General features: G+C 66.4%; 31 protein-coding genes. 9 read left to right on the top strand and 22 right to left on the bottom strand.

Going from position 1 to position 25,061, the window contains the following annotated elements:
* Nucleotides 1–36 precede the first annotated feature (36 nt).
* Both ACZZ97_RS11115 and ACZZ97_RS11110 read left to right on the top strand, forming a co-directional pair.
* Nucleotides 37–615, top strand: coding sequence for a DUF305 domain-containing protein (locus ACZZ97_RS11115; RefSeq protein WP_463473193.1), 579 nt, complete (start codon nucleotides 37–39; stop codon nucleotides 613–615).
* 339 nt (nucleotides 616–954) lie between these two features.
* Nucleotides 955–1,503 (top strand): DUF4396 domain-containing protein, encoded by a 549-nt coding sequence (locus ACZZ97_RS11110; RefSeq protein ID WP_463473192.1) that lies wholly within the window; start codon nucleotides 955–957, stop codon nucleotides 1,501–1,503.
* Nucleotides 1,504–1,587: 84 nt separating this feature from the next.
* On the opposite strand, the gene lnt is transcribed toward ACZZ97_RS11110, so the two are convergent.
* The 11 genes from lnt to ACZZ97_RS11055 all read right to left on the bottom strand — a co-directional run bounded on the left by lnt (nucleotide 1,588) and on the right by ACZZ97_RS11055 (nucleotide 11,027).
* Nucleotides 1,588–3,114: an apolipoprotein N-acyltransferase gene (gene lnt / locus ACZZ97_RS11105; RefSeq protein ID WP_463473191.1), complete on the bottom strand. Its 1,527-nt coding sequence runs from the start codon at nucleotides 3,112–3,114 to the stop codon at nucleotides 1,588–1,590.
* 35 nt (nucleotides 3,115–3,149) lie between these two features.
* Entirely contained in the window at nucleotides 3,150–3,350 is a 201-nt protein-coding gene (locus ACZZ97_RS11100; protein WP_463473190.1) for a hypothetical protein, read from the bottom strand.
* Between the two features lie 68 nt (nucleotides 3,351–3,418).
* Nucleotides 3,419–4,366, bottom strand: a complete 948-nt coding sequence (locus tag ACZZ97_RS11095; protein WP_463473189.1) for a cytochrome c oxidase assembly protein — start codon at nucleotides 4,364–4,366, stop codon at nucleotides 3,419–3,421.
* Between the two features lies 1 nt (nucleotide 4,367).
* Nucleotides 4,368–4,832 carry a DUF3093 domain-containing protein gene (locus tag ACZZ97_RS11090; RefSeq protein WP_146902352.1) on the bottom strand — a complete coding sequence of 155 codons (465 nt, stop codon included), beginning with the start codon at nucleotides 4,830–4,832 and terminating at the stop codon, nucleotides 4,368–4,370.
* A gap of 14 nt (nucleotides 4,833–4,846) precedes the next feature.
* Nucleotides 4,847–5,584, bottom strand: coding sequence for a cytochrome c biogenesis CcdA family protein (locus ACZZ97_RS11085; RefSeq protein ID WP_463473188.1), 738 nt, complete (start codon nucleotides 5,582–5,584; stop codon nucleotides 4,847–4,849).
* Nucleotides 5,581–6,186: a TlpA family protein disulfide reductase gene (locus ACZZ97_RS11080; protein WP_463473187.1), complete on the bottom strand. Its 606-nt coding sequence runs from the start codon at nucleotides 6,184–6,186 to the stop codon at nucleotides 5,581–5,583. Before ACZZ97_RS11080 ends, ACZZ97_RS11085 begins: the two co-directional genes overlap by 4 nt.
* Complete coding sequence (locus ACZZ97_RS11075) at nucleotides 6,183–8,042, bottom strand: cytochrome c oxidase assembly protein (RefSeq protein ID WP_463473186.1); 1,860 nt, start codon at nucleotides 8,040–8,042, stop codon at nucleotides 6,183–6,185. Before ACZZ97_RS11075 ends, ACZZ97_RS11080 begins: the two co-directional genes overlap by 4 nt.
* 59 nt (nucleotides 8,043–8,101) lie before the next feature.
* A complete protein-coding gene (locus ACZZ97_RS11070) occupies nucleotides 8,102–8,695 on the bottom strand; it encodes a copper resistance CopC family protein (RefSeq protein WP_463473797.1) in 594 nt (197 codons plus the stop codon).
* Nucleotides 8,696–8,777: 82 nt separating this feature from the next.
* Nucleotides 8,778–9,116 (bottom strand): hypothetical protein, encoded by a 339-nt coding sequence (locus ACZZ97_RS11065; protein WP_123571445.1) that lies wholly within the window; start codon nucleotides 9,114–9,116, stop codon nucleotides 8,778–8,780.
* Entirely contained in the window at nucleotides 9,109–9,783 is a 675-nt protein-coding gene (locus ACZZ97_RS11060; protein ID WP_463473185.1) for a DsbA family protein, read from the bottom strand. The genes ACZZ97_RS11065 and ACZZ97_RS11060 overlap by 8 nt, the downstream gene beginning before the upstream one ends.
* 2 nt (nucleotides 9,784–9,785) lie before the next feature.
* The gene (locus tag ACZZ97_RS11055; protein WP_463473184.1) at nucleotides 9,786–11,027 is read right to left on the bottom strand and encodes a peptidoglycan DD-metalloendopeptidase family protein; all 1,242 of its coding nucleotides are present in this window, start codon (nucleotides 11,025–11,027) and stop codon (nucleotides 9,786–9,788) included.
* A 657-nt stretch (nucleotides 11,028–11,684) separates the two neighbouring features.
* On the opposite strand from ACZZ97_RS11055, the gene ACZZ97_RS11050 reads away from it, so the two are divergent.
* Both ACZZ97_RS11050 and ACZZ97_RS11045 read left to right on the top strand, forming a co-directional pair.
* Nucleotides 11,685–12,038, top strand: coding sequence for an ArsR/SmtB family transcription factor (locus ACZZ97_RS11050; RefSeq protein WP_191330333.1), 354 nt, complete (start codon nucleotides 11,685–11,687; stop codon nucleotides 12,036–12,038).
* A 1-nt stretch (nucleotide 12,039) separates the two neighbouring features.
* Entirely contained in the window at nucleotides 12,040–12,960 is a 921-nt protein-coding gene (locus ACZZ97_RS11045) for a cation diffusion facilitator family transporter (protein ID WP_463473183.1), read from the top strand.
* Between the two features lie 10 nt (nucleotides 12,961–12,970).
* On the opposite strand, the gene ACZZ97_RS11040 is transcribed toward ACZZ97_RS11045, so the two are convergent.
* The 3 genes from ACZZ97_RS11040 to ACZZ97_RS11030 are packed head-to-tail and all read right to left on the bottom strand — an operon-like array spanning nucleotide 12,971 to nucleotide 15,039.
* Nucleotides 12,971–13,651: a cation efflux transmembrane domain-containing protein gene (locus ACZZ97_RS11040; RefSeq protein WP_463473182.1), complete on the bottom strand. Its 681-nt coding sequence runs from the start codon at nucleotides 13,649–13,651 to the stop codon at nucleotides 12,971–12,973.
* Nucleotides 13,648–14,001, bottom strand: a complete 354-nt coding sequence (gene cmtR / locus ACZZ97_RS11035) for a Cd(II)/Pb(II)-sensing metalloregulatory transcriptional regulator CmtR (RefSeq protein WP_463473181.1) — start codon at nucleotides 13,999–14,001, stop codon at nucleotides 13,648–13,650. Before cmtR ends, ACZZ97_RS11040 begins: the two co-directional genes overlap by 4 nt.
* 39 nt (nucleotides 14,002–14,040) lie before the next feature.
* The gene (locus ACZZ97_RS11030; protein ID WP_463473180.1) at nucleotides 14,041–15,039 is read right to left on the bottom strand and encodes an arsenic resistance protein; all 999 of its coding nucleotides are present in this window, start codon (nucleotides 15,037–15,039) and stop codon (nucleotides 14,041–14,043) included.
* A gap of 95 nt (nucleotides 15,040–15,134) precedes the next feature.
* On the opposite strand from ACZZ97_RS11030, the gene ACZZ97_RS11025 reads away from it, so the two are divergent.
* Nucleotides 15,135–15,530, top strand: a complete 396-nt coding sequence (locus ACZZ97_RS11025) for a MerR family transcriptional regulator (RefSeq protein ID WP_463473179.1) — start codon at nucleotides 15,135–15,137, stop codon at nucleotides 15,528–15,530.
* A gap of 49 nt (nucleotides 15,531–15,579) precedes the next feature.
* Here ACZZ97_RS11025 and ACZZ97_RS11020 read toward each other — a convergent pair whose 3' ends face one another.
* Nucleotides 15,580–15,789 (bottom strand): hypothetical protein, encoded by a 210-nt coding sequence (locus ACZZ97_RS11020; protein WP_463473178.1) that lies wholly within the window; start codon nucleotides 15,787–15,789, stop codon nucleotides 15,580–15,582.
* Nucleotides 15,790–15,835: 46 nt separating this feature from the next.
* On the opposite strand from ACZZ97_RS11020, the gene ACZZ97_RS11015 reads away from it, so the two are divergent.
* On the top strand, nucleotides 15,836–16,339 hold the full coding sequence (locus ACZZ97_RS11015; protein ID WP_463473177.1) for a hypothetical protein: 504 nt from the start codon (nucleotides 15,836–15,838) through the stop codon (nucleotides 16,337–16,339).
* 15 nt (nucleotides 16,340–16,354) lie between these two features.
* Here the strand turns inward: ACZZ97_RS11015 and ACZZ97_RS11010 are convergent, their stop codons facing one another.
* The 5 genes from ACZZ97_RS11010 to arsB are packed head-to-tail and all read right to left on the bottom strand — an operon-like array spanning nucleotide 16,355 to nucleotide 20,415.
* Nucleotides 16,355–16,864, bottom strand: coding sequence for a GNAT family N-acetyltransferase (locus tag ACZZ97_RS11010; RefSeq protein WP_463473176.1), 510 nt, complete (start codon nucleotides 16,862–16,864; stop codon nucleotides 16,355–16,357).
* Nucleotides 16,861–18,204, bottom strand: a complete 1,344-nt coding sequence (locus ACZZ97_RS11005) for an NAD(P)-binding domain-containing protein (protein WP_463473175.1) — start codon at nucleotides 18,202–18,204, stop codon at nucleotides 16,861–16,863. Before ACZZ97_RS11005 ends, ACZZ97_RS11010 begins: the two co-directional genes overlap by 4 nt.
* Nucleotides 18,201–18,872 carry an arsenate reductase ArsC gene (locus tag ACZZ97_RS11000; RefSeq protein WP_463473174.1) on the bottom strand — a complete coding sequence of 224 codons (672 nt, stop codon included), beginning with the start codon at nucleotides 18,870–18,872 and terminating at the stop codon, nucleotides 18,201–18,203. Before ACZZ97_RS11000 ends, ACZZ97_RS11005 begins: the two co-directional genes overlap by 4 nt.
* Before the next feature lie 23 nt (nucleotides 18,873–18,895).
* Nucleotides 18,896–19,306 (bottom strand): arsenate reductase ArsC, encoded by a 411-nt coding sequence (locus tag ACZZ97_RS10995; RefSeq protein WP_463473173.1) that lies wholly within the window; start codon nucleotides 19,304–19,306, stop codon nucleotides 18,896–18,898.
* Nucleotides 19,307–19,329: 23 nt separating this feature from the next.
* A complete protein-coding gene (gene arsB, locus ACZZ97_RS10990; RefSeq protein ID WP_463473172.1) occupies nucleotides 19,330–20,415 on the bottom strand; it encodes an ACR3 family arsenite efflux transporter in 1,086 nt (361 codons plus the stop codon).
* A gap of 85 nt (nucleotides 20,416–20,500) precedes the next feature.
* Here arsB and ACZZ97_RS10985 point away from each other — a divergent pair, with 85 nt between their 5' ends.
* Entirely contained in the window at nucleotides 20,501–20,851 is a 351-nt protein-coding gene (locus ACZZ97_RS10985; protein ID WP_043594596.1) for an ArsR/SmtB family transcription factor, read from the top strand.
* Between the two features lie 69 nt (nucleotides 20,852–20,920).
* Here ACZZ97_RS10985 and ACZZ97_RS10980 read toward each other — a convergent pair whose 3' ends face one another.
* A complete protein-coding gene (locus ACZZ97_RS10980; RefSeq protein ID WP_463473171.1) occupies nucleotides 20,921–21,688 on the bottom strand; it encodes a hypothetical protein in 768 nt (255 codons plus the stop codon).
* A gap of 1,469 nt (nucleotides 21,689–23,157) precedes the next feature.
* On the opposite strand from ACZZ97_RS10980, the gene ACZZ97_RS10975 reads away from it, so the two are divergent.
* Together ACZZ97_RS10975 and ACZZ97_RS10970 are read left to right on the top strand one after the other, a co-directional pair.
* A complete protein-coding gene (locus tag ACZZ97_RS10975) occupies nucleotides 23,158–23,376 on the top strand; it encodes a hypothetical protein (protein ID WP_463473170.1) in 219 nt (72 codons plus the stop codon).
* A 19-nt stretch (nucleotides 23,377–23,395) separates the two neighbouring features.
* Nucleotides 23,396–23,548 (top strand): hypothetical protein, encoded by a 153-nt coding sequence (locus tag ACZZ97_RS10970; protein WP_463473169.1) that lies wholly within the window; start codon nucleotides 23,396–23,398, stop codon nucleotides 23,546–23,548.
* Nucleotides 23,549–24,504: 956 nt separating this feature from the next.
* Here ACZZ97_RS10970 and ACZZ97_RS10965 read toward each other — a convergent pair.
* Nucleotides 24,505–25,038 carry a GNAT family N-acetyltransferase gene (locus ACZZ97_RS10965; protein ID WP_463473168.1) on the bottom strand — a complete coding sequence of 178 codons (534 nt, stop codon included), beginning with the start codon at nucleotides 25,036–25,038 and terminating at the stop codon, nucleotides 24,505–24,507.
* Between the last annotated feature and the right edge of the window lie 23 nt (nucleotides 25,039–25,061).

Below are 25,061 nucleotides of genomic sequence, written 5' to 3'. Positions count from 1 at the left end.
ACCGCGTCGCCTTCTTTCTCACCCCAAGGGACAACTATGAACCGCACCAGAACTCTGTTCAGTAGCGCCACGGCACTCGTCGTCGCCCTCACTTTGGCCGGTTGCGCCGGCACTTCCAGTAACACCGCCTCCGACACGGCCGCGTCGTCGGAGTCGGCGGTCTTCAACGACCGGGACGTCATGTTCGCCCAGATGATGCTCCCTCACCACAAGCAGGCCGTCGAGATGAGCGACATGTTCATCGCTAAGGGCGACAGCGTCGACTCGGACGTTCTTGCTCTGGCGGAAACCATCAAGAACGAGCAGGGCCCCGAGATTGACCAGCTCACCACGTGGCTGGATGACTGGGGTCAGGACACGTCGGCGTCGATGGATCACTCCATGGACGGCATGATGAGCGAATCCGACATGACGGGCCTGGACGATGCCCAGGGCGCGGAGGCGGCACGGCTGTTCCTCGGGCAGATGACCGAGCATCACAAGGGCGCCGTGGACATGGCGCAGAAGGAAGTCGACGGCGGGGAGAACCCCGACGCAGTTGAGATGGCGAAGAACATCGTCGAGTCCCAGACAGCGCAGCTCGCGCAGATGGACGCCCTCCTCAACTCCCTTTAAGCCCGGCAGAAATATGGCGCACTAGGCGCCTCCCGTTGCCACCGCACATGTGGCCTACGAGCCTCCGAAAAGCGGTTCGTTGAATTCGTGCCGATTCGACAAAGCCCTCTTTGGGTTGCGCCCTGGCACGCAATTTTTTGAGCGACCCCTGACCCTTACGCCCTCTTACAAGAAAGACCTCTAGTCATGACTGGTGACATGTCCTCAATGGATCCCCTTTTCCCCGCCTGGGTTACACCCGTCTCCTGGTTTTTTGTTGGCCTCGGGGTGATCAGCGCAGCCGTTGTATTGCTGCAGATCATCACCCGAGGGCGCCACCAGCGAAAGCAAGATCTAGCCATGAACGTCGTCTGGCCGGTAGCTGCTCTGTTCCTGGGCCCAGTGGCAATCTGGGCCTACAACCGAGGGGGTATGACCGACCCTGCGCGGCCGAACTCTGGGCCGAGTGATCACGGAGAGGCCGCACAGACAATCGCAGGGGGTGCACCTGGGGGAGCAGCAGCAACTGTCGGTCACTTCATCGGCGTGCCACTCGTGGTCGCAAGCGGCCTCACCATCGCCGGCACCAATCTCTGGGTGCTCATCATCGTCATCGCCGCCCTAGCGATCGGCCTCCTCTTTGTCTTCGAATACGTCGCCGTGTCCGGCACCCCTCGACGCGTCGGAAAGAGAAATGTCGGCGTCATGCTCATCACCGCCACCCTTACCGTTTTGGCATTCGACATCGGAATGGGGGGATGGATGCTCCTCATGCACTTCGGAAACTTCATGCCCTCTCCGACCGACGTCCGGTTCTTTTTCCTTATGCAGGTCGGTTTGGTCCTCGGACTTGTGACTGCCTACCCGATGGTCAAAGCACTCCTTCGCCGACGGACCGCAACCACCTGATAACTCCGGGACGGAACTGACGGCCCACCAGGAGCTGTCACAGAAAAACGCAACCGTTGCTCACGAACAAGCATCTCGCTGTGTTTAGGGCGCGTTTCTGTGGCAGCTCCACGAGGTCGTGCGTGCTCTACGGAGCACGACAAACGCGGTGATAAGTGACCCAAGGCCCAGAGCGGCAAGGGCCGATTCGATTTCTCCACCCCAACGGACAGCGGGTGTTATCGAGTTTGCAAGCGGCACATCAGCGATCAGTGCGCCAGGGGCGTGCCACGGCAACTCCTTCGAGATCGAGCCGTCGGGAGCGATCACGGCGCTGCGCCCCACGGTGGAAATATTGATGACGCTTCGCCCCAGTTCGATGGCACGGATCTGGGCGATGGCGAGCTGTTGGGCGCTCTGGTCGGAGCGTCCGAAGTCGGCGTTGTTGGACGACGAGAACAGCACCTGGGCCCCTTCGGTGACGGACCGACGGAGCACGTCGTCGTCGACGATGTCGAAGCAGATGCTGATGCCGACTGGGATCCCGGAGATGTCGAAGATGGGATCGGTTGTCCCTGGGGTGTAGTCGCGAGCGACCATGTCGACCAGGTCAGGTGCCAGGGATCGCCAGAACGCGCGGTCGGGGACATACTCCCCGAACGGGACGGGGTGCTTCTTGTCGTAGAAGTCGACAGGGCCACGGCCTGGCTCCCACTGGATCTCTGTGTTGTAGGTCCGGCCGTCACGTTCCGTGATGGCCCACCCGATCAGGGGTGCAGCGGCCGCCTGAGCGATCGCATCAAACGTTGCAGCCGTGTCGTTGTCATCGAGGGGGCTTCGGTCCGTGGCGCCTTCGGGCCAGAGAACAGCATCGAGACGTTCATCGAGAAGGGGCGTGGTGGCGTCGACTTGGGCCTGGGTGAGGTCCCCGGGGTTGCTGTCGTCGAAGTAGGCCGCTGGACCATTCCCTTGTACAGCGCCCACCCGCATCGTCCCTGTCTGGGTGATCGGCCATGCCGGGAGAGCGACGAGCAGTGTCGCGGCGGCCACCGGTGCGATCCAACGGCCGGGTCGTTGCAGCGCCTGGGTGCTGACGATGTGCAAAATCATCGCGACAACGAGGACCATGACGAACCCGACACCAGATATCCCTAGCCACGCGAAGGCTTCTCGGAGGGGGCTGGTGGATTGTGACATCGCGGCCCGGCCCCAGGAGAACCCGCCGTACGGCCAGGTGCTCGACACCGCCTCACGCGCGCACCACACTGCCGCCACCACGGCCGGGACCCCGAGGCAGGCTCCCCACGGGCCTGGCCACAGCTGGGGGAGCCACCGATACGCCAGGGTGATTGCCGTGCATCCCGCCGCGAACAGCAATGCCTGCAAGAGAACTAGTGCTGCGATCGGGACGGGCCCGAGGAAGAGCGCTACCCACTGAATGTGGAAGGCGTAGAACGAAACGCCTGCGACAAGCCCGACAGCGAACGCTGCCCCTGCGCGTCGTCCGGGGAGGGTTGCCAGGATCAACCCGATCCCGAGGAAGGCTAAAGGCCACCAGTTCTTGTCGGGAAAGGCGCCATCGAGAACGGCTCCCCCTGCTGCCGCGGCCGCGAAAGCAGCAGGCAGTGGCATGACCGCGGGAGCCGTCGATACCTCGACTGGCGGCCTCATGGGCCGTCGGGGTTCTCTGGCGCGTCGCCAGGTTGGTGAGCGGCCCGCTCGCGTTCTTCTTTCTCGATCGCGGCGTAGGCCTGCCGTTCGTTGCGGTCGGCGCGCATGAGCGCCCGGACGACGAACCAGAAGATGAGCCCCACAACTAGGCTCGGAACAACGGAGAAGATAGCTGAGCCCCAGAACGATTCAGGCATGGGTGGCGTCCTTCGTTGTGACGGGTGGCTGAGGGAGACCTGTAGCCCGTGCCGGTGGCCGACGTGTCCTAGTCATTTCGGCCGCCACGGTTGATGTTCCTGAGGTAGTTGTTGTAGTCGTCGAGCTCGGTGTCGCCCTCAACGTCGGCCCGTCTCGCCGCTCTTGCGGCTTTTCGGGTGTCCTGTCGCTGCCAGCGGGCGAGGCTGACGAGGAGGATCACCACGACGGGGAGTTCCCCGTACGTCCACACCAGGGCACCGGCGAGCTGCTGATCGCGGAGGGCATCGATGCCAAGGCGGGGTGAAGGGGAGCTGAAGGCTGCAACGAGAGGGGCGCTGCTGAAGATCAGGGTGAGGCCGAAGGCGGCGTGGATCTGCATCTCGAGGAACGCGTCGAAGACCCGAATGACGTAGGACGTCTGTCGAGGCAGCGGGTCTGTGGACACCAGGGGCACCATGACCACCACCCCGACAGCGACGAAGCCGATTTGCAGGGCCGCTCGTCCTGTTTCCGTGGCGAGGAGCGCGTCGATGGCGCCGGTCAGGTAGAGCCCGAACAGCGGAACCAGCAGCAGAGGGAACACGGCGATCGGGTTCACGACCGCACGGGCGAAGCTCGATCGGAGCGCCCCGACAGCTGCCCGAAGTGCGATAAGTCCTACGCCGTGCCGGGGCAGGCCCCGCAGCAGCACTGTTCCTGGTCGTCCGAGGATGAGCAGCGGCGGCACGATCATCAGCAGCGTCAGCTGCTGGAACATGAACGCCGAGAACAGCTCTCGGCTGTACGTCTGCACCCCCGTTGCCGTGACCAGGACGATGAGTACGCAACCGAAAACGAACACCGTCGCCTGCCCGACACCAGGGCCACGGCGGCCAGGAGTAAGGGCCCGGTCTCGGCGGCGCGCTCGGCGAAACAGGAGCACGTAGCTGGCTGCTAACAGGGTGGCGCCGATCGCGACAGGGGACACCGGCCCCTGGGCCCAGCCCAGCAGAACGGCGAGGTCAAGTGCCGGCATCTCAGGCGCCCTCGTTCGAGCGGGTCACCGTGGCCAGGGCTGCCGCGAGTTCGTCGGGGTGCCGGGTGGACACGAGCCAGTACGGTGCCGGGTCTGTCTCGTCGAGAAGCTCGATCTTCACCACGGGATGCACCCACCCCCGGAACAGCGTCCACGCGCGGGCGTCCAAGCGGGGCCCGCGTTGCTGTGTGGCGTCTCCGCCGGTGTAGGTGGTGACTGTCCCGATCTCGTCAGGTGTGAGCCGGGCGGCACCGGCAAAAAACCCGTCAGGGGTGACCTGGACGACGGGCGAGGTGCCGATGAAGGCTGCGACAGAGCCGAGGTAGAGCACGGCCGCGACGATGATCCCGGCGGTGACGTTGATGGGCAGGAACACCAAGAAGGTGGCGGGGATGACGAGCACGATCGCGAGGTAGAACGCCGGCGAGGGGGTGAGTCGTTCGCGGTGCAGAGGGAGGGAGGTCATGGGTTCCTGGTCGGTCAGAGGGGGAGGACGAAGCCGTTGATGAGGCCCTGGAGCTGGTAGATCAGAGCCGTCCAGATGCCGGTGGCCATGGCGGTGCCGACGGCGATGAGGACGGCGCCGCCGGCGAGGTTGATGGTCCGGATGTGGCGTTTGACGAACGCCACAGATCCGGTCACCCAAGACAGGCCCAGGGCGACCAGCACGAAGGGCAGCCCGAGACCTATGCAGTACGCCAAGCCGAGGAGGGCCCCGCGTCCTGCGGAGCCGCTGCTGAGGCTGAGAGCGGAGATCGCGGCAAGGGTCGGCCCGAAGCAGGGGGTCCATCCCAGGCCGAAGACCACTCCGAGAAGAGGTGCGCCGGCAAGGCCGGTGACGGGCCGCCACCGCGGAGTGAGGGAGCGTTGCAAGAAGCTGATCTGCCCGATGAACACCAGCCCCATCACGATCACGACGATTCCGAGGACGCGGGTGACGAGGCCCTGCCACTGGATCAGCCACACGCTCAGCGCCCCGAACAGCGCCCCGTAAGCGATGAACACCGCAGCGAACCCCGCCACGAACAAGCCCACTCCGATCAGGAGCCGTCTCCTGCCTGCCTTTGCGGTGGGGTCGGCGAGTCCCCCGACGTAGCCGAGGTAGCCGGGGACCAGAGGCAGAACGCAGGGGCTCACGAAAGAGACGAGCCCGGCCAGGAGGGCGATCGGGACGGCAAGGAGGAGCTGGCCGTCGAAGACGGTGTCGGCGAGGTTCACGGGGTCTCGGCGAGAACGGTGGTGATGAGGGAGTTGAGGATGGATTTCTCGGCTCGGCCGGTGATCCGGGCTGCTGCTCGGCCCTCTCGGTCGACGACGATCGTGGTGGGAACGGCGTTCGGGGACACCTGGCCGGCGAAGGCCAGCTGTACGGCGCTGTCGGTGATGTCGATGACGGAGGGGTAGGTGACGTCGAACCGTTCAGCGAAAGCGACCGCAGTGCTCGCCTGGTCGCGGACGTTCACTCCGATGAAGGACACGCCCTGGTCTTGGTACTGCTGGTGGAGGGCTTCGAGGTCAGGAGCTTCCGCTCGGCACGGGGGGCAAGCGGCGTACCAGAAGTTGACCACCATCACGTCGCCGTCGTAGTCGGCTGAGTCCAGCGGTTCGCCGAGGTCTGTGGTGCTGGTGAAGGAGATCGGTTCACCCCTGTTGGCCGGAGGGATCTCCACCACGGTGCCGTCGCCGCCGATGTAGTTCTTTGTGGACCCGTCCGCGTACTGTTCCGCGACAGAATCGCTCGAGCCGCAACCCGACGTGACGATGGCCACCGTGGCGACCAGTGCAGCGGCGACAAGGGTTCGGATGGTGGGGCGTGTCATGAACGTGAGTCCTCCAAGGCAATGGACGGGGTGGCGGCACGGGGCCCGGTGAGCGCACGGAGGGCCAGGACTGCTGCGGTGAGAGCTGTGGCGGCGGCGCTGATGAGGAGGATGACGCTCCCGAGGCGCTGATCGGCGTCGGCGGCGGGGTGTCCGCCGGGGTTCATCGTCTTGAACCAGTCGAGCATCACGGTCGGCCCGAAAAGGGTCACCGCGGTACTCGCAAGAGCACAGGCGGCGAGGCCGCCGATCAGGGCGATGTCGGCAGCTCTGTGGTCGGTCAGTGCCCGTCGGAGAGCGGACCCCATCACGGCGCCGGCGACAACGACAGCGGTGAGAACGACGACACGTCCGAGGGGCTCAGTCACCGCCCAGCGCATGCCCGCCGGGATCATGGCCAGCACGACGGTCACCAGCACGACCAAGCCGACCCCGAGCGGGCTGTCGTCGAACAGACCCAGGGGCCGGCGAAGGAGAGACGTCGCCCACTCCCGGGGGCCCCTCGTCCCGTCTTCTCTGAGCCTGAGGGTCGCTCGAGCAAGATTCCCCGGGCGTCCCTGAGCGATGCAGGCCCCCGCGAGCAGAAGCGCCACGATCGTCACCACGTAGGAGCTGAGGAGGTACGTGGCGTAGATCGACAGTGGACCACACGTCACCCACAGGACGACGAGCAGGCCTGCCAAGAAGGCCGCACTGCGATGCCACGGCCAAGGCGTCCCGGCCCGGCGTTGCGCACGCGTAGCGAGGAGGTAGGTCGCTGCGGAGAAGAGGATGAGGAGGAGCCAGAAGGGATCTGGTTGACCCTGGAACACGGTGACCCAGCTCGGTGGTTCGGGGAAGAGAGAACCGGTGAGGGATTCAGCCGCGGTGACCGGACCTGTTTCGTAGATCTCTTGCTCAGCGCCAGGAGGCGCGGTGCGGGCGAGTACTCCGGCAAGACCGGACGCGACACCCATGAACGTGACCTCCACGGCGGCCATAGCCCAGAAGAGACGCGTTCGACCGGTGTGGATGTGCGGCAGCAGCCATGTGCGGAAGACGGCAGCGAGGACTCCGACGAGGACCAACACGACGACCTTGCCGAGGACGATGAGACCGTAGGAGGAGGTGGTGAGCGTTGCGGGGTCGGTGATGCGGATGGTGGCACTGACGAGGCCCGAGAGTGCCACGGCGACGAAGGCCGCGAACGCGATTGCTGAGTAGCGGCGGAGGACGACGGGGAACAGGTGCCCGGGGAGGGTTCGTCTGAGCCAGACGAGGGCGACGAGCCCGCCGACCCAGATCGATGCGAATAGGACGTGCATCAGGATCGACACAACCGCGAGGTTGTGGGACGCCGAACCCGCTGCATGCCCTTGCTGAGCCAGAGGTATCAGGGCCAAAGCGCTCACACCCGCGAGGGCTGCTGCGTGTCCGGGGGAGTGGGTGAGTGACGCCCACACGGTGACGAGGACGGCTGCGGCAATGGTGGTCGTCCACGCCTGGCCGAGCTCGATTCCGGTGCTGAAGAAGGAGAATTGCGACCAGAAAGCGGCAGTTCCTGCTTCGTTGAGGGGAACGCCGCTGATGTTGGCGAACGTGAACACGCTGGCAACGAAGCCCGCGATGGCCCAGACAGCGGCTGAGCTGCGCAGCAGGTGGAACAGGCTTCGCTGTGCGGGCTGGTGGACGGGGACGGCGGTGGCCAGGAGGAAAGCGGTACCGAGGGCGATCGCGGCCGCACTGTTGCTGATGGTCTTGCTGACCGCGTACCCAGACCTGACGATTTCTCCGGGGTCCACGATCAGCACGATCTCGCTCGATTTCACCGCCACCAGCAGAACCACGACGGTCGCCAGGGCCGCAATCGCGGCCACAACCAGAGTGATTCCTGGTCGGGGATTGCTCGTGATGCGGCGAGCGTGAAGTGGCGTGCTCACTCCTCAGGGCCTGCTGTCTCCGCAGGGTCCGCCGTCTCGGCCTTCTTCCGGCGGCGGGCGCGGAGAGCGAGGATCACGATGACAGGAATCAGGATCAACACCGCGAGAGCCGTCGCGCCCGCGATCCAGGGGATGAGGTTGCTCGAAGCAGGCTCGGTGGCAGAGTGCGTCGCGGCCGACGTCGGCGCTTCTTCCTCCGCCGGGGCGGAGGCCGAGGCGCCCGGTGTGCTCGCGGCGGGGGCCGGTGTCGTAGGGGCAGCTGCGGCGATGGGGCCGGCGTAGGTGAAGGTGTAGGTGCCGGAGATGGTGTGTCCGTCACTCGACACGCTCTGCCACGTCACGGTGTGCAGACCTGCCTCGGTGACCTCGACGGGAACAGAAAGGGTTGTTCCTTCCGCCACGGGGGCGCCTGTGGTGATGGAAGTCCCGGCGGGGTCGGTGACGTTCAACGCGATGGCGTTCGCGAACTCAGCCAACGGTGTTTCCGAGAACGTCAGGGTCACCGAGGACAGTTCGGTCGTCACTGTCTCATCAGCCGCGGGAACTGCTTGGGCGAGGGCGTCATGGGCGGCGGCGGGCCGAGCGTCCATGACGGCGAGGCCAGCAGCCAGGGCGAGCATGACGAACAGTGCCGTCGCGAGGTTTCGAAGAGGGGGAAGGTCATGGGCTTTCTCAGTTCTCTGGGCAGGTGAAGGTGCCGAAGGCGCCGTCGTGGTCGCCGGGGCCGAGTTCGGCGCAGACACCGGTCTGGCCGGCGAAGACGGCTTGGAAGTAGATGACCCCGGCGACGAACGCCGCCGTCGTGGCGAGGCCGACGATCATCCCGACCAGGGCGACCGTGTTCTTCTCGCCTGCTCGACGCGAGCGGATGAAGGCGACGAGGCTGACGACGAATCCGACCGGGCCGGCGATGCAGGCCAGCAGCAGTCCAAGGACGGCCAGTGTGCGGAGGTTCGGCGGGGGAGCAGCGACGGGTTGCGCTTTCCGGGCGCGCCCGCGGTTCCTAGCCACCGGCGACTGCGCTTTCCACGGCTTTGTCGAGGTCGTCGACGGCGGTGAGTTCGATCATCTGCCCGTCGACGAAGAACGTCGGGGTGCCGGTGACGCCGAGGGCTGTGCCCTCCGCCCGGTCGGCGACCACGCGCTCGAGGGTCGCCGGGTCGGCCACAGCGTCGTCGAACGCCGCCATGTCGAGCCCAAGGTCCTCGGCGAACGTGCGGAACAGGGCCGCTTCTGACTCTTGCTTCTCGCCCCACTCGGCCTGGGTCTCGTACATGCGTGCGTACATCGCCTCGAGCTGGCCCTGCTCGGCAGCCGCCTCGACGGCCACGGCCGCGTTCTCGGAGTTTCGATGCGACGGGATCGGGAAGTAGCGGACCGCGACGTTGATCTGCCCGGCGTACTTCTCCCGGACCTGCTCCACGTACGGGTACATCGCCGCGCACGACTCGCACTCGAAGTCCAGGAACTCCACGACGGTGACGGCGTCGCCCTCGACCTGGTCGAGGTAGCGGGTGTCGTCGCGAACGACCTCGGCACTGGTCGGTGCGATCGTGGGGTCGGCGGCGAGGGGCTGGGCGGTGTCGGTGCGGGTGCCGTTGTAGATGATGACCGCGACGACGACGGCGGCGGTGACGATCAGCGCGATGACGGCGACGATGAACTGGTTCTTGACCATGGTCAGACTCCCTTGGTTCTGAGGTAAGCGATGGGGTCGGTGGCAGCTCCGCCCTGGCGGAGTTCGAAGTGGAGGTGGCAGCCCGTCGACAGGCCGGCGTTGCCGACCACGGCGATCTGCTGACCGGCGGTGACCTGCTGGCCGACACGGACTTGAACGCCGGCGGCATACATGTGGGCGTAGTTGGTCGAGACCCCGCCGGCGGACGTGACGGTGATGAGGTTCCCGTACCCGCCGTAGGCGCCGGCGTAGGTGACGGTGCCTGCGGTGGCGGCGTAGATCGCGTTTCCGCAGGAGGCCCCGAAGTCAGCCCCAGCGTGCAGTTTCTGGTAGCCCAGGACCGGGTGGATGCGCATGCCGTAGGCCTGATAGCTCGAGTACGCCGTGATCGGCATCGTCCACCCTGACGGCGACACGGCGGAGGATGTGGGAGCCGCGGGGGTCGAGGTTGCCGCGGCTGCTGCGCGGGCGGCTGCGGCGCGAGCTGCCGCCTCGGCGGCCGCCTTGGCTCGCGCGGCTTCGGCCTCTGCGTACCCCTGTTCCGCGGTGGCAGTCTCTTGCTTCAACACGGCGAGTTGGGCCTCGAGCTCGATGCTCCGTGTTTCTTGTTCGGTGACGGCTTCCTGCGCGGTCGTCGCCGCGGCAAGCGCGTCGTCGCGGGCTGTCTGCGCGAGACCTTGGAGGCGGTCTCGTTCGGTCGTTGCGACTTGAGCTTGATCGCGGAGGCTGCCGACGGTGTTCGCTGCGGTGGTCGCGTCTTCCAGCATTCGGTTCGAGGTCTCCGAGAGCTGCGAGGCCGTTCCGAGCCGGGAGAGAAGATCACCAGCTTCGGCGCCGGCGACGGCGATGTTCATCGACACGTCAGTCCCACCGGCGCGGCTCAGCGACGCAGCCCACTGGCTGATCTGCCGTTCCGCGTCGTCGGCGTCCCGCTCGGCGCGGGCGACGTCGTCAGCCAAGGCACGAAGGCTCTGCGTGGCGGCGTCAGCGGCATCTTGGGCCTCTTGAAGCTCAAGACCCCGCTGGTCAGCGACAGTGGCCAGCGTCTCGGCTTGCTGCCGGAGGGCATCGAGCAGGCCGGTCAATTCGGTGATCTTCTCGGCGGTCGCCGCCTCGCTTGTCCGGGCGGCGATGACGTCGTCCCAGGTTGGGTAGGCCGCAGCGTGAGAAGGGGTGGCGGTAAGAAAGGTGGCGGCGAGCACGGCTACAAGGGCCGGCGCAGTCACCCTGACGATGCGAAGCATGTAAGGGGTGTCCTCGGTCTCGAAGGAGCACGCCGAACGCCTGATGACTGGTCGTCATCGTCCGCCGACGCGCAGGTCGCGATCGGGGAGTGTCTAGATGCGGGAGATACCTAGGACCGTCAGGCTCACGGCACTGGGTCGCCGCCATACGGAGACGGGTGTCGCTGATGGGTCGGGACCCGCGAGTGGATCTAGCGTCAGAGCGGCCCTCCCGCGCATGCGCACAAGAGCAGCTGCGAGAGTCACGACGCACAACAGGGCAAGGATGGTGCAGGCCAAAGTCCCACCGTCTCCAGCGAGCCCCGTGACGGCCGCGTCGCCCACAGACAATGCGGCAGGGGGAAGCATCTGGGAGGTCGAGTCGCCGGCCGTCACAGTCTGCGTCACGCTCGAGGCCGCTTGAACCCCACCCGGAAAAGCATTGTCGCCAAGGGTGTGGATGCCGAGGACAGCGGCAAGGGTTGCTGCGGTGATGGACAACAGCAATGCCCAGATTCCGACAGACCACCGTGAACGGGAGGCAGAGGACATTGTTCTAAACATCGTGCCTCCTTCCAGGTCAGGGCCGATCACAGGGTAATCAAGATCAGCGGCGGCGGCCTGATGAACCGCCCCAAGCCACTAGACATCGAGGCAACCGTGTGTGACTATCTTCGCATGCACGAAGATACGCATCAAGAGGAGCTTCACCCAGATGACGCGTTCGTCGAACTCGCCGTCGAAGTGTTCTCCATGCTTGCCGACGCCACCCGCGTCCGGATGATCCTTGCTCTCCGCGACGAAGAGCTATCGGTGAACCACCTCGCCGACATCGTCGACAAGTCGCCGACGGCAGTCTCTCAGCACCTGGCGAAGCTTCGGATGGCCCGGATGGTCTCGACGCGCCAGGCGGGCAATCGCGTCTTCTACCGCCTCGTCAACGACCACGCCAGCAAGCTCGTCCAAGACGCCATCTTCCAAGCCGAGCACTCCGTCGGCGCCGCATACCGTCACCACCACGAAGGACACTGACATGGGCGCAGGACACGACCACGCGGCACCCGGCGGAACCGACCACCGCCGCCGCCTCGCCATCGCCTTCGGCATCACCACCTCGATCCTGGTCGTCGAGGTCATCGGAGCCGTCATCACGGGGAGCCTCTCGCTGCTCGTCGACGCCGCCCACATGCTCACCGACGCCGGCGGCCTCTTCATGGCGCTGCTGGCAGCGACCCTCATGAAACGGGCCGCGACCGCGAAAAGAACATGGGGATTCCAGCGAGCAGAGGTCCTCGCCGCCACGGCCCAAGCCACGGTGCTTCTTGCAGTCGGCCTCTTCGCTCTCGTCGAAGGCATCCGACGCCTCTTCGAACCTCCAGCTGTTCCCTCTTCTGAGCTGCTGATCTTCGGCATCATCGGACTCGTGGGCAACATCGTGTCCATCACTGTTCTCACTGCCGGTCGCTCGGCCAACATGAACATGCGAGCAGCGTTCCTCGAAGTCGTCAACGACGCCCTCGGCTCAGTGGCCGTCATCGTCAGCGCCCTGATCATCATGACCACCGGATGGGGCCAAGCCGACGCAGTCGCCGGGATGCTGATTGCCGTGCTCATCATTCCCCGCACCATCAAGCTGCTCCGCGAGACAACAGGAGTGCTGATGGAATCGACTCCCGCCGGCCTTGATCTCGACGACGTTCGGGCCCACATGCTCGAGCTGCCACACGTCACTGAGGTCCACGACCTTCACGCCTCGCTCGTGGCGACGGGGCTGCCTATCCTGAGTGCGCACGTCACGGTCGAGGATTCCTGCTTCCAAGACGGGCACGCTCCCCAGATCCTCGACGACCTCCAGAAGTGCGTCGCCGAACACTTCTCCATCAAGGTCGAGCACTCAACTTTCCAGATCGAGCCAGCTCAGCACGCTCAGCACGAGCACCACACTCACGTCTGAGTTCCCAGGGTCAGCAGCAGTCGCAGGCCTCGACCTCCCGCTCACCCGTCAGTGCTGACACGGGTGTCTTGCAGGCGTCGCCGCGCCAGGCCTCGAGGCCCTCGCGCACGGCGAAGACGACGATGATGAGCCCGGCGACGGGGTCGGCCCAGGTCCAGCCGAGGGCGAGGTTGAGGACGAGGCCGACGAGCACCGCGGCCGACAGGTACGAGCAGATGAGCGTCTGCTTCGAGTCCGCCACGGCGGACGCCGAGCCCAGCTCGGTGCCGGTGCGGCGCTCGACCAGGCTGAGGAACGGCATGATCGCGAGACTGACCGCGGCGAGCACGATGCCAACGGGGGAGTGGTCGGGCTCGCGGATGCCCGTCAGGGCCAGCACCGCGTCGACGGACACATAGGCGGCTAGGCCGAAGAACGAGATGGCGATGACGCGCAGCGCGACCCGTTCGCGCTTCTCCGGGTCAGGGGCGGCGAACTGCCACGCGATCGCGGCGGCGGAGAGCACCTCCACGATCGAGTCGAGGCCGAAGCCGATCAGGGCGGTCGAGGAGGCGACGGTGCCGGCTGCGATCGCGACGATCGCCTCGATCACGTTGTAGGTGATTGTGATGGCGACGATGATCCGGATGCGGCGCTGCAGGAGTAGTCGGCGGGCCGGCGCGAGCGGGGCGGGAAGCGCAGTCGTGCTCATGCGCCGGTTCCGCAGCAGAGGGGGACGTCGCAGCTGTCGTCGGTGCAGGGCTCCCCGTCATCGACGGCAAGCACGACGTCGACCAGGGCGGTGAGGGCCTTTGTGAGGTGGGCGTCAGCGATCTCGTAGCGGGTCGACCGGCCCTCGGGGACCGCGACCACGATGCCGCAGCCGCGGAGGCACGAGAGATGGTTCGACACGTTCGAGCGCGTGAGGCCTAGCTGGTCGGCCAGGACGCCGGGGTAGCCAGGTTCGTTGAGCAGGTGCAGCAGGATGCGCGATCGGGTGGGATCGGCCATGGCACGCCCGAGGCGGTTCATGACGTCAACGCGCGACGAAAGAGTCAGCATGTGCTGACTATACAGTCGGCGCTGACGCGACGCGACTGGCTAATGAGGCGTCGGCCTCGCTGCCGCCGGTGCAATTCGCCTATCTAAGCTCGGGACAAGACGGGGGATGAGTCGAACGAAGATCACCATGCCGATGAGTTCAACAAGCGTCTGGGTCACGACGACTGGGGCGAGGGACAGTGACGCCGGCAGGGCGAGTGCGAGAGGCAAGACCACGAGCGAGTTCCTGGTCGCGCCACTGAACACAAGGGCCCGTGTTGCTGGCACGTCGAGTCGGAAGATACGGCCGGCGCCGATGCCGAGCGCTGTCATCACGACGAGAAACCCGGCGTAGATCGGAACCAGCACGAGCAGCTGCCCCAGGGAGTCCCCGACAGCTCCCGCTTGCGAGGCCACGACAGTGAACAGGGTCGCCATCATCAGCGGCACCATCAGGCCCAGCATCGTCCGCTCGATCACGACACCGGATCGGTGCCGCCGGGCGAGGGCCTGCACGAGCGCGGCCGCGGTGAGCGGGACGACAATCAGGAGGAGGAACGCCCGGGCGAAGGGGCCGACCTCGACCACGGCGACGCCCTCGGGGCCGATGAATAGCAGCAGGTAGAGCGGCGGGAGCAGGATCTGCGCCAGCATCAGCAGCGGTGCCGCAGCGAGGAGCCGTTCTGACGCGCCGCCGGCAAGGCCGGCGAACACGATCACGTAGTCGATGCACGGGGTCAGCAGCACCAGCAGCACCCCGAACAGCAGCGCCGGCTCGTCCGCGACGAACCGGGACAGCCCATAGGCGACGAGGGGGACGACGACGAAGTTCAGCACCCCGACCGCGGCGAGAAACCGGCCGTCTCGGAGGGACTTCCCGATCGCGGCGAACGGGACACCCAGGAACGTCGCGAACAACAGCAGCGCGAGCACAGGCTCGATTGCGCCCTCTAGGTGGTGCGCTCCTGGCACGGAGAGCCCGATCACGCCGGCAGCCACGATCGCTACCAGGTAGAGGCCGATCTGCCGGTGTTCGAACCAGGAAACGACCGCGTTCACGACTGGACCGGTGTGGATGAGGAGGGCACGTCAGTGACGGTAGAGGTTCGAGCCGCTTGAAGGTCAAGCGGGGCCGGCGGCTCTAGGGTCGCGGTGTGCGAATCTCCGAGGTCAGCAAGCGCAGCGGTGTCTCCGCCACGGCGCTCCGGTATTACGAGTCCATCGGGCTCCTGACCCCGGCCAGGGCCCACAACGGGTACCGCGACTACAGCCCAGACGTTCTCAACCGCCTCGACCTGATCGAGGCCAGCAAGGAACTCGGTCTGCCCCTCGACCAGATCGGCGCACACCTCAGCACCATGGAATCGACGTCTTGCACCGACGTCCGGGAGGCGCTGCGCCCACTCTTGGCAGAGCAGGTGCGCCAGATCGAGGAGAAGCAGGCGCGCCTCGACCGGCTCCGGTCCAGGCTCGCTCGTGCTGAGCGCGACTTGGCCGAATGCCCCGACCGTGCCGAGCGCTGCTCGACCGACTGCGTGTTGCGTGCCTAGTTACTCGGTCGCCCCGCACCAAGAAATTCAGTCCCGGGACGCTGAGGCCTTAGCGTCGGCGGCGCTTCTTCGGACGTACTTTCTCCGCGATTCCGAGGGCGATGCCGATGGGGATCAGCCAGAGGATGGGCTGATCGTGTGCCCATTGAGGAAAGAGCGTCATCGTCGTAGCTAGCTGCTCGACAATGCCGCTGACGAGCATCTCGCCAAATTGACCTGAATCCATAACGGGAAGATAGGGCGTGCCACCGTCATTCATGAGGCTTAGCCAACTTCGACCCGGCTAGCCCACCTACGATTTGACTATGGCTACTGACCCAGAGCGCGGCGAGAACGAGATGACCCGGGCCACCTGGCAGTTCGTTGAGGCCCTGGGCATAGCCGACACCCCGGTCCGGCGTGTGTTGTTCGACCTGGCCAACATCATCGCTGCGCCCGGCGGAGACGAAATTGGGCTCGCGAGTGCTGGATACAGGATTCTGACGAAGGAGTTCGAGGAGCAGTACAGCCCGAAGTCACCGCTTCGCCAGCAGCTCGAATACATCCAGCAGAGCAAGGAACTATTCGAGCTGACGGGCGTGACCCTCCGGGAAGTCTCTGGTGACCGGTTCGAGTTGGACGAGGTCCCCGAGACGCCGTCTGAGCTAGGCGCGCAGCTCGGCTATGACGATGATGGGCGAGCCGTGCGTCGGGTGCTCCGACGCAAGTACACGGACCATCTCCCGCATGAGTCGTGGTCTGCGCTGACCCAGGAGCAGATCAACTACGTACGTGCCCACTTGGCCCCACGGCCGAAGTCGAGCACATAGAGGCTTTGCACAGCCCTAAGGCGTGGCTGCCCGGCGTTCGATGAAAACAGTGTCGCGCCATACCCCGGCATACGGCCCCGCGTCGGATCGCGCGATCCGTTCCCGCGTTCCGACCCGACGGAACCCCGCCCGATCGTGGAGAGCCAGGCTGGCCTCGTTTTCGGGAAAGATCGACGACTGAACGGTCCAGATGCCCGCGGCATCCACCGAATCAAGGCACGCCCCCAGTAGCGCTCGTCCGACCCCGTGCCCCTGGGCCGCGGCGGCGACGTAGACGGAGTGCTCGACGACACCGGCATAGGCCGGCCTGGCCGACGTCGCGGACGCCGCCACCCAGCCGAGCACGCCGTCCGTGGTGTCGTCGACGGCGACGAACCGGTGCGCGGCGAGCTTGCCGGCATCGAACGCGTCCCAGGTGGGGGTGCGGGTCTCGAAGGTGGCGTTACCGGTGTCGATGCCCTCTTGGTAGATCCGCTCGACGGCGGGCCAGTCGTCCGGGGTCATGGCCCGGACGGTGACGCTCACGAGCAGCACCCACCTGCTGCCGGTCCGTCGACGGCGCACCCGGAGGCGTCCGGGAGGTTCGTCGAGCAGACACCCGTCTCGGGCAGTTCGAGCTGCACCAGGCGGGCGGCTTCGTGGTTGCCGGCGAGTTCGTCCGCGATGGAGCGGACCTGCTCGTAGCCGGTGAGTAGCAGGAACGTCGGGGCCCGGCCGTAGGACTTCATGCCGGCGATGTAGAAGTTCGGCTCCGGGTGCCCCAGCTCCGCGACCCCGTGCGGGTAGACCGTGCCGCAGGAGTGCACGTTCGGGTCGATCAGCGGCGCGAGCTGCCGGGGCGCTTCGACGATCTCGTCCAGGGACACCCGAACCTCACGGAGCATGTCGAGGTCGGGGCGGAACCCGGTCGCATTCACGACCACGTCCGCAGCGACCGTCAGGGGCTCACCGCGGCGACGCCCGACGAGCTGCACGCCGTCCTCCGTCTTGGTGACGTCATCGACCTCGAACCGGTCGAGCAGGGCGATCGCGCCGGCATGGACGAGGTCGCGGACGGCGCTGCCGAGGTCCCCGCGGCCTTCGAGCTGGTCAGCGGCGGACCCGTAGACCCGAGCGGGGGTGCTGCTGCGGATCGCCCACGTGATCGTCGTCCCGGGCGTCTCCTTTGCGAGGGTGGCGAGCTTGATGAGGGTGTTCGCGGCCGAGTGTCCGGCGCCGACGACGACCGTGTGACGGCCGGCGAACCGGTCCCGGTCGCGGCCGAGGACGTCGGGCAGGGCGTGGCTGATACTTGCCGCGACGTCGTTGCTGTGGGAGAGGCCGACCCCGGAGGAGGTGAGGGTGTTGGGGGTCGTGTAGGTGCCGGAGGTGTCGATGACGGCGCGGGCGAGTTCGTCGCGCGCCTCGCCGTCGTGGTCGAGGCGCAGCAGGAACGGCGTCTCGGCCCGCCCGGTGGAGCGGGTGCGGTCCATGCCCTGCCGGGACACCGCGGCAACTCGGTGGCCGTACCGGATGCGGCCGAACAGCTCGGGGGTGGCGGCGAGGGGTTCGAGGTAGTCGCGGACGAAGTCGGCACCGTAGGGGAGCTTCTTCGCTGCCGGGGCTTCCCAGTCGGTGGTGTCGAGGAGCCGGGCGGCGGCCGGGTCGACGAGGTGCTCCCACGGGGTGAACAGGCGCGTGTGCCCCCACGCGCGGACCGCCGTGGCGGCGCTCGGGCCGGCTTCGTAGATGACGACGTCGACGCCACGTTCGAGGAGCTGCGCGGCAGCGGCGAGCCCGACCGGGCCGGCGCCAATGACGGCGACGGGGAGCCCGGCGAGGGTGGGGGCGTCGGTGCGGGGCGGGACAGAGAGAGTGAGGCTCATGCGGGGAGGCCCTTCGATTCGATGCCGAGTTCGGTGAGGAGCGATTCGACGAGCTTCTGGACGTCGTCGCGGATGAGGCGCACCTTCTCGAGGGGGAGCCCTGCGGGGTCGGTGAGGTGCCAGTCGCGGTAGGTCTTGCTGGGGTAGATCGGGCAGGCGTCGCCGCAGCCCATCGTGATCACGACGTCGGCTGCCTGCACGACGTCGTCGGTCAGCGGCTTCGGGAACGCCTCGTCAAGGTCGAGGCCCAGTTCCCGCATCGCTTCCGCGACGACGGGGTGGAGGTCCCGGGCGGGCAGGGACCCGGCGGAGCGGACGTGGACGGCACCGCCGGAGAGGACGTTGGTGAACACGGCTGCCATCTGGGAGCGTCCGGCGTTCTGCTCGCAGACGAACAGCACCTCCGGCACCGTCCGCTCGATCACCCCGGTGGCCTGCCCGAGGGCGGTCAGCCGGTCGACGGCGAACCGGGTCGCGTTGGTGGCCAGGTGCGCCCGGACCTGCGCTGTGCGAAGAAGTGCCGTGTAGGACTCGAGCACGTACCGCTCGATCGTCTCGGGGCCGAAGATGCCCTCGAACCGGGTGGCGAGGTCGCCCGCGGCACGCTTGAGTGCGTCCTCGGGGAAGGCAAGGCCCGGCAGGCCGCGCCTCGTGGTCAGGTCCGTCATCGTCGTCTCCTCGCAGCTCAGGGTCAGGCGGTCGCGGGTGCGATCTCGGCCAGGAGGGCCTGGATGCGGCCCTTGATGTCGTCGCGGATGGGGCGGACGTCCTCGATGCCGCGGCCGGCAGGGTCGGTCAGCTCCCAGTCCTCGTAGCGCTTGCCGGGGAAGATCGGGCACGCGTCGCCGCAACCCATCGTGATCACGACGTCGCTGTCCCGGACGGCCTCGGTGGTGAGGACCTTGGGCTGGTTCCCGGCGATGTCGATGCCCTCCTCGGCCATGGCCTGGATCGCGACAGGGTTGATCTGGTCCTTGGGCTCGCTGCCGGCGGAGAGGACGTCGACGCGGTCGCCGGCGAGGGCCTGCATGTAGCCGGCGGCCATCTGGGAACGGCCGGCGTTGTGGACGCAGACGAACAGGACGGTGGGCTTGGTGCTCATAACGGGTTCCTTCGGGTAAGGGGTCAAACCCGTTCAGCGACGCGCGCTGCCGGGGCGGGGGAGGGGAACAGGCGTGGCCGCAGCCACAGGGACAGGTACACCAGCGCCACCAGCGCCGGGACCTCGATCAAGGGGCCGACGATGCCGGCGAGGGCCTGGCCGGAGGTCGCCCCGAACGTGCCGACCGCGACCGCGATCGCCAGCTCGAAGTTGTTCCCCGCAGCGGTGAACGCCAGCGTCGCCGTCCGCTCGTAGGCCAGGCCGATCGCCCGTCCGGTGAAGAACGCGACGAGGAACGTGACGGCGAAGTACACCAGCAGCGGCAGGGCGATGCGGACGACGTCGAGGGGGCGGTCGACGACCTGTTGCCCTTGGAGGGCGAAGAGCATGACGATCGTGAACAGCAGCCCGTAGAGGGCGAAGGGTCCGATCTTCGGCAGGAACCGTGTCTCGTACCAGGTGCGCCCTTTGGTCGCTTCCCCGATGCGGCGGGACAGGTAGCCGGCGAGGAGGGGGATGCCGAGGAACACCAGGACGCTGAGGGTGATCGACCAGATGCTGAACGACGCGCTCGTTGTGGGGAGTCCGAGCCAGGCGGGGAGGATCTGGAGGTAGAACCAGCCGAGCCCCGCGAACGCGACGACCTGGAATACCGAGTTCAGGGCCACGAGGAACGCGGCTGCCTCTCGGTCGCCGCAGGCGAGGTCGTTCCAGATCAGCACCATGGCGATGCACCGGGCGAGCCCCACGATGATCAGGCCCGTGCGGTACTCCGGCAGGTCGGGCAGGAACACCCACGCCAGGGCGAACATCAGCGCCGGTCCCACGACCCAGTTCATCACCAGTGACGACACCAGCAGGCGCCGGTCGCCCGCTATGGCGCGGGTGTCGGAGTAGCGAACCTTGGCCAGCACCGGGTACATCATCACCAGCAGCCCGACCGCGATCGGGACGCTCACCTGCCCCACCTGGAACGAGTGCAGCAGCTCACCTAACGCCGGCACGAACACCGCCAGCAGCAGCCCCGCGCCCATGGCGGCGAGGATCCACACGGGGAGGAAGCGGTCAGCGGTCCCGAGCCGGGCAGGCGCGGTGATGGTGGTCGTCATGCAGCTCCGTAGATCGATGAGTGTCGATGTGTTGAGCCTGCCCCAATCCATCGACGGCTGTCAATCTGTGTGGAAGAGTGTTCACATGCCCGTCGCCGAACTCCTGCCCCTCACGGACGTGACCGCGTGCTGCGCACCGCTGGCCCGCGAGGCGATGGACGCGGAGAACGCCGAGAAGCTGGCCCGCAGCCTTAAGGCGATCGCCGATCCGGCCCGATTGCGACTCATCTCGATGGTCGCCGCGCACGACGGGGCCGAGGCGTGCGTCTGCGACCTCACCGAGCCTCTCGGGCTCAGCCAGCCGACCGTCTCGCATCACTTGAAGGTCCTCGTCGACGCGGGCATCCTCACCCGCGACAAACGTGGAATCTGGGCCTACTACGCCCTCGTCCCCGGGGCCCTTGACTCCCTCGGGAAGCTCCTAGTCACGGCATAGGCCTTGGCGCTTCTGCACGTCCGGTAGCCAATCGTCTATCGGACGCCTGTAGGTCGTTCTGGTCAGCTATCAACTGTCCGTAGCGGCTTCGGTGCCGGGAGTGTCCTCGTCCTCTCGAGCGCGAATGTTAAGAGGCAGGATCAGCTCGTCGGACAGCCGGTCAAGCTCAGCGAGGCCCGGCGTGCCTGTTCGGAGCGATTCAAGGACCCACGAGGCGAACATCGTGGCCATTGCCGTGTACTGCACTGTCTGAGTCGGATAGGGGTCGTCTGCTTCGCTCAGAAGGTCGAGCTGTCCCTCTTCGTTGATGTCCATGAACGCCGTGACGGTCTCACTGGTCACGTGAACGATCTGCGATTGCTGCAGATACGTGGTGTGGAACATCCCCCGGTAGTCAATGGCCTTAATCATGCCCGTGACCCGAGGAAGCCTTCGACCCTCAGTCGTCATCGACCGAAGGGCTTCTTCGACCTCCTCCCGAGGGGTCCCGAGGTATTCAGTGACCGCGCGAAATGTCCGATCCCGGGTGTGGTGGTAGCTGTCGATGAGCTGCTCTGGGCCTGTTGCTTCGAAATGAGCCCACTGTGCAGTTAATGCATGCTCAAGGGCCTGCCGGGCGAGTGCGACTGCTTCGCGCGACCGGCCGGCTCGATACAGGACGGCATATGAGCCGGCGTAACGAATGGCCTGGACACAGATCCCGTAGACGGCTTGAAACTCCTTCTGGTGCTTGCTCTTGACGTCGAACGAGTCCAAGCCGTGCAGATGCCTTTCCCGGTCTTCGATGAATTTCAGCCACGCCTCGATGCGCGGTGACATTCGGGAGGAATCAGTCATGGAAGCAGCGTGCCATTCGCGCCCGATCTCACAAAGATCTCGCTGACCTAGGGAGAAGGCGGGCGGCGAGTGAGGAACGCCAGTACGGCAAGCGCCCGTTTGCTTCGTGCGCCTGAGGCGTAGACAGCGATCAGGCTCACAAGCCCGAGGAGGGCGAGCCTGCCGAAGCCAAGCGCGCCTGCAATGACGGCGATGAGCGCAGAAGGAGCAATCGACAAAAGGAGGTCCAGCACCGTGTCTCCGAGAACTGACGCAAGCCCCCCACCCGCATAGCGCCGGTCTAGATGACAGGTCCATGAGCGTGTTCGGCACGGCCGGAGCCGCATGTTCCGCCTGTGTCAACGATGGTCCAATCCAGGCTGTGGGGAGGCCTGGGCGATCGTCGACGAAAGGTCGAAACTGCCGAGATGCTGCCGACCCGAATCGCTCGGTGCCGCCAACCATCATTGAGCCCACGGCGCCGCCGTGAGCGACATCAGTCACCACGCTCCGCGTGACAACTGGTGCCGACTCGGACACTTGCTATGAGTGTGCTCCCGGGGCTATCTGACCGGCTTGGCCTATTACCCGGGCAACGACTCCATCTGAGAGGTGCCTTGCCTGTTCAGAGAATATCATGAGACCGGTTCATATCCGCGGGGCGGTGTCGTGGTCGATCATGAGAGAGGGCCCCTACCGAAGCAGGGGCCCCGCCGCCCTTGACGCGTCAAGAGCGGACCTGGCCTAGTTGGGCCAGTTGCTCAGCAGCCACCGGACGAAACCGGCGACGATGCCCCGAAGGAGCACCTCGCCGATCCACATCAGGACTGCTCGGATTCGAGGATGCTTGCGCATTTGCTCGTCACCGCCTTCCCGCGACTCGCGTCTCGGGAGGGCTTGTACTGCTACCTGCTCAGGTCACCGCGTTGCGGGGGCAACGCGACAGGCGTAACATCGACCGGGTAAAGCATCCCGGGTGATGTATCCACCCACAGCCGCCCAACCGGTGGCCAGTAACGAGTCCAGACCCGATTGCCGTCGGGTCTTTTCTCGTTAAAGACCAGACGAGTTGCCTCGTCGAGCCGCCCACGAGCTGCGGCCTACTTCAATGATCCCAGACGCGACCGACGTCGACGGCGGGGGAGTGTGGGACTGAACCACCCGTCAATGGCGCTCAGGATGCTCAAAACGCCCGCAAAGTGCTGTATGGGCCAATTGGGCCTTGAAACCCGGGCAAAATTGCCACACAAATCCGAGAAGCGCTTGGCGTGTCGTGCGCCGAAAGGTGGTCCTAGGTCAGCCTCTCGTCGTTGAATCCAGGCACGTGCCGTAGGTGGAAGGCGTGTCGGAGGTCAGTTGTAGTGTCTGCCGGCATGGGGGTGCGAGGGTCTGGCGAGGCTGCGGCGAAAATTCTGCGCCGCCCGATTCCGACACACCCATTCGCGGTCCCGCCGATCCCTGGCACGTTCGGTGTTTGGCAGGTCCGCCGAGTGCGCTCTGCGCCCCTTGGCTACGTCCTCTCGCGCCACGAGCTGGGCGGCATCGCCTACCACTGCTACGCCCACGGGCGAGACGATGCCGGCGGTAGGCCCTGGCTACGGCGAGAGGACAGCCTGAACAGCGCCGTCGCGTGGATGATCCAGCACGAGGCCGAGCTGTCGGCCCTGACGGGGCGGCTGCACCCCGAGCTGGACGAGTGGCCGTCGTGACCGCGGGTAGCGCCCAGTCATGAGCTGGTTCGTCAGGCACCGCCCCAAGGGCGACACGAGCGCCGACGCCGTGGGCGTCGAGGTCAACGCCCCGACACCGGCCGACGCGATCGACCAGGCGCGCGCCACGCTGCCCGAGGATCGCATCGTGACCTCGGTCGCTCCCTACTGAGCCCGAGATAGCCGTCAGGGACCGCGCGTAGCTTGGCTCCGGTCAGCTTCCCCCCGAGCTGGCCGAGAGCTGCCGGGCGGTTTCTAACCCGCTAGGCAGCAGCAGCCCCCGCATTCCGGCTCCCCCAGCCGGGCGGGGGCTTCTTCGGGCGCGCAGACCCGTCTCGAGTCCGTGCCGGCCCAGGGGCACGGCCCGCTGCGCGGTCCGGGGGAGTCGCTGCGCTCCCGGGGAGCCGCGGCGCGGCGCTGGGTGCCCTTCGGGCACGTCTTTTTGCCGTGAAGCCTTCGGCGGCGCATTGGAGCAGCGGGCGATCACCGGCCGATACAAGGTCCGATATGGGCTTGCTGGTACGACGCGCCAAACGTGCCGAAACTAGTCAAGGGGCCGCCCTAAGGCGGCCCCTCTACGGCAGCAGTAGGTTTACAACTAGAAGCTGGAACACCCCCGCTTTGGCGGGGAAGTACCGTTGCCGATGAGTTAAATCTACTGGAGCACCATTTCGCGGTGATTCGATTTACTACCCCAGTTCGGGCAGATCTGGCCCGTGCTTCCCCTCCAAGTACGCGTATCTCTGCAGTAGACCCATGACAATTCGTTCAAGAAGGCGAAGCGCGAAGGCAGGTTGCGCCATCCGGAAGGGGCTGAATCCCACGTTTACCCCACGTAATGCCTGGGACACGGTGGGACACAGTGGGTCATGGTGGGCGGCACCCATGCGGAAGTTCCCGTCCGAGACCAGCTTGTTTCCAAAGAGGCCGGCCGCGGGCAATGGCCGCTGCTGGAGCTAGCCCTAAGGAAAGGGTTGGGGGTTCGAGTCCCTCCAGGGGCACTCACTCCCTCGCTGACGCTCGCGGAGCCCCTTCCGGGACTCGAACCCCCGCGGCCCGATGACGCTTCGCGTCATCCCCGTCCAGGGGCACTCCCTCGCTGACGGTGAACCCGCGGCAGATCGGCGGCTACCGGCTCGGCGAGTCCGGCAGGGTCACGGCGTACTTGAAGCCGACGTGCGAGTCGACGAAGCCGAGCCTCAGGTAGAAGCGGTGAGCATCGATGCGCGCAGCGTCCGAGGTCAGCTGCACCAGGGGCGTGCGGAGCTCGACGGCGGCTCCGTCGACCACCCACCGCATCATCGCGCTGCCGATGCCGGACGAGCGCTCCGTGCTCGCGACGCGGACCGCCTCGACGAGCAGCCGGGTGCTGCCGCGGCGGGCCATGCCGGGGATGACCGTCAGCTGCAGCGTGCCCACGACCGCCCCGTCCCGATCCTCGGCGACGACGAGGTCGTTGCTCGGGTCGTCGACGATGCGACCGAGCGCCGACGCGTACGCGTCCACGTCCTCTTCGCGGGCGACGTCGCCTCGGCCTGCGCTGACCGGGTCGTCGGCCAGCAGCTGCATGACGGCGTGGAGGTCGTCCGGCACCGCTCGTCGGACGAGCACGTCGACGCCACGGGCCGAGACGACGACGGGGAGGCTCAGGTCGCTGATCATGGTCCATTCTCGCTGCACGCGCC

This window comes from Frigoribacterium sp. AC512 (genome assembly GCF_979258295.1).
Note: the sequence above shows the minus strand (reverse complement) of the source record. Positions and strands in the feature narration are given on the sequence as shown.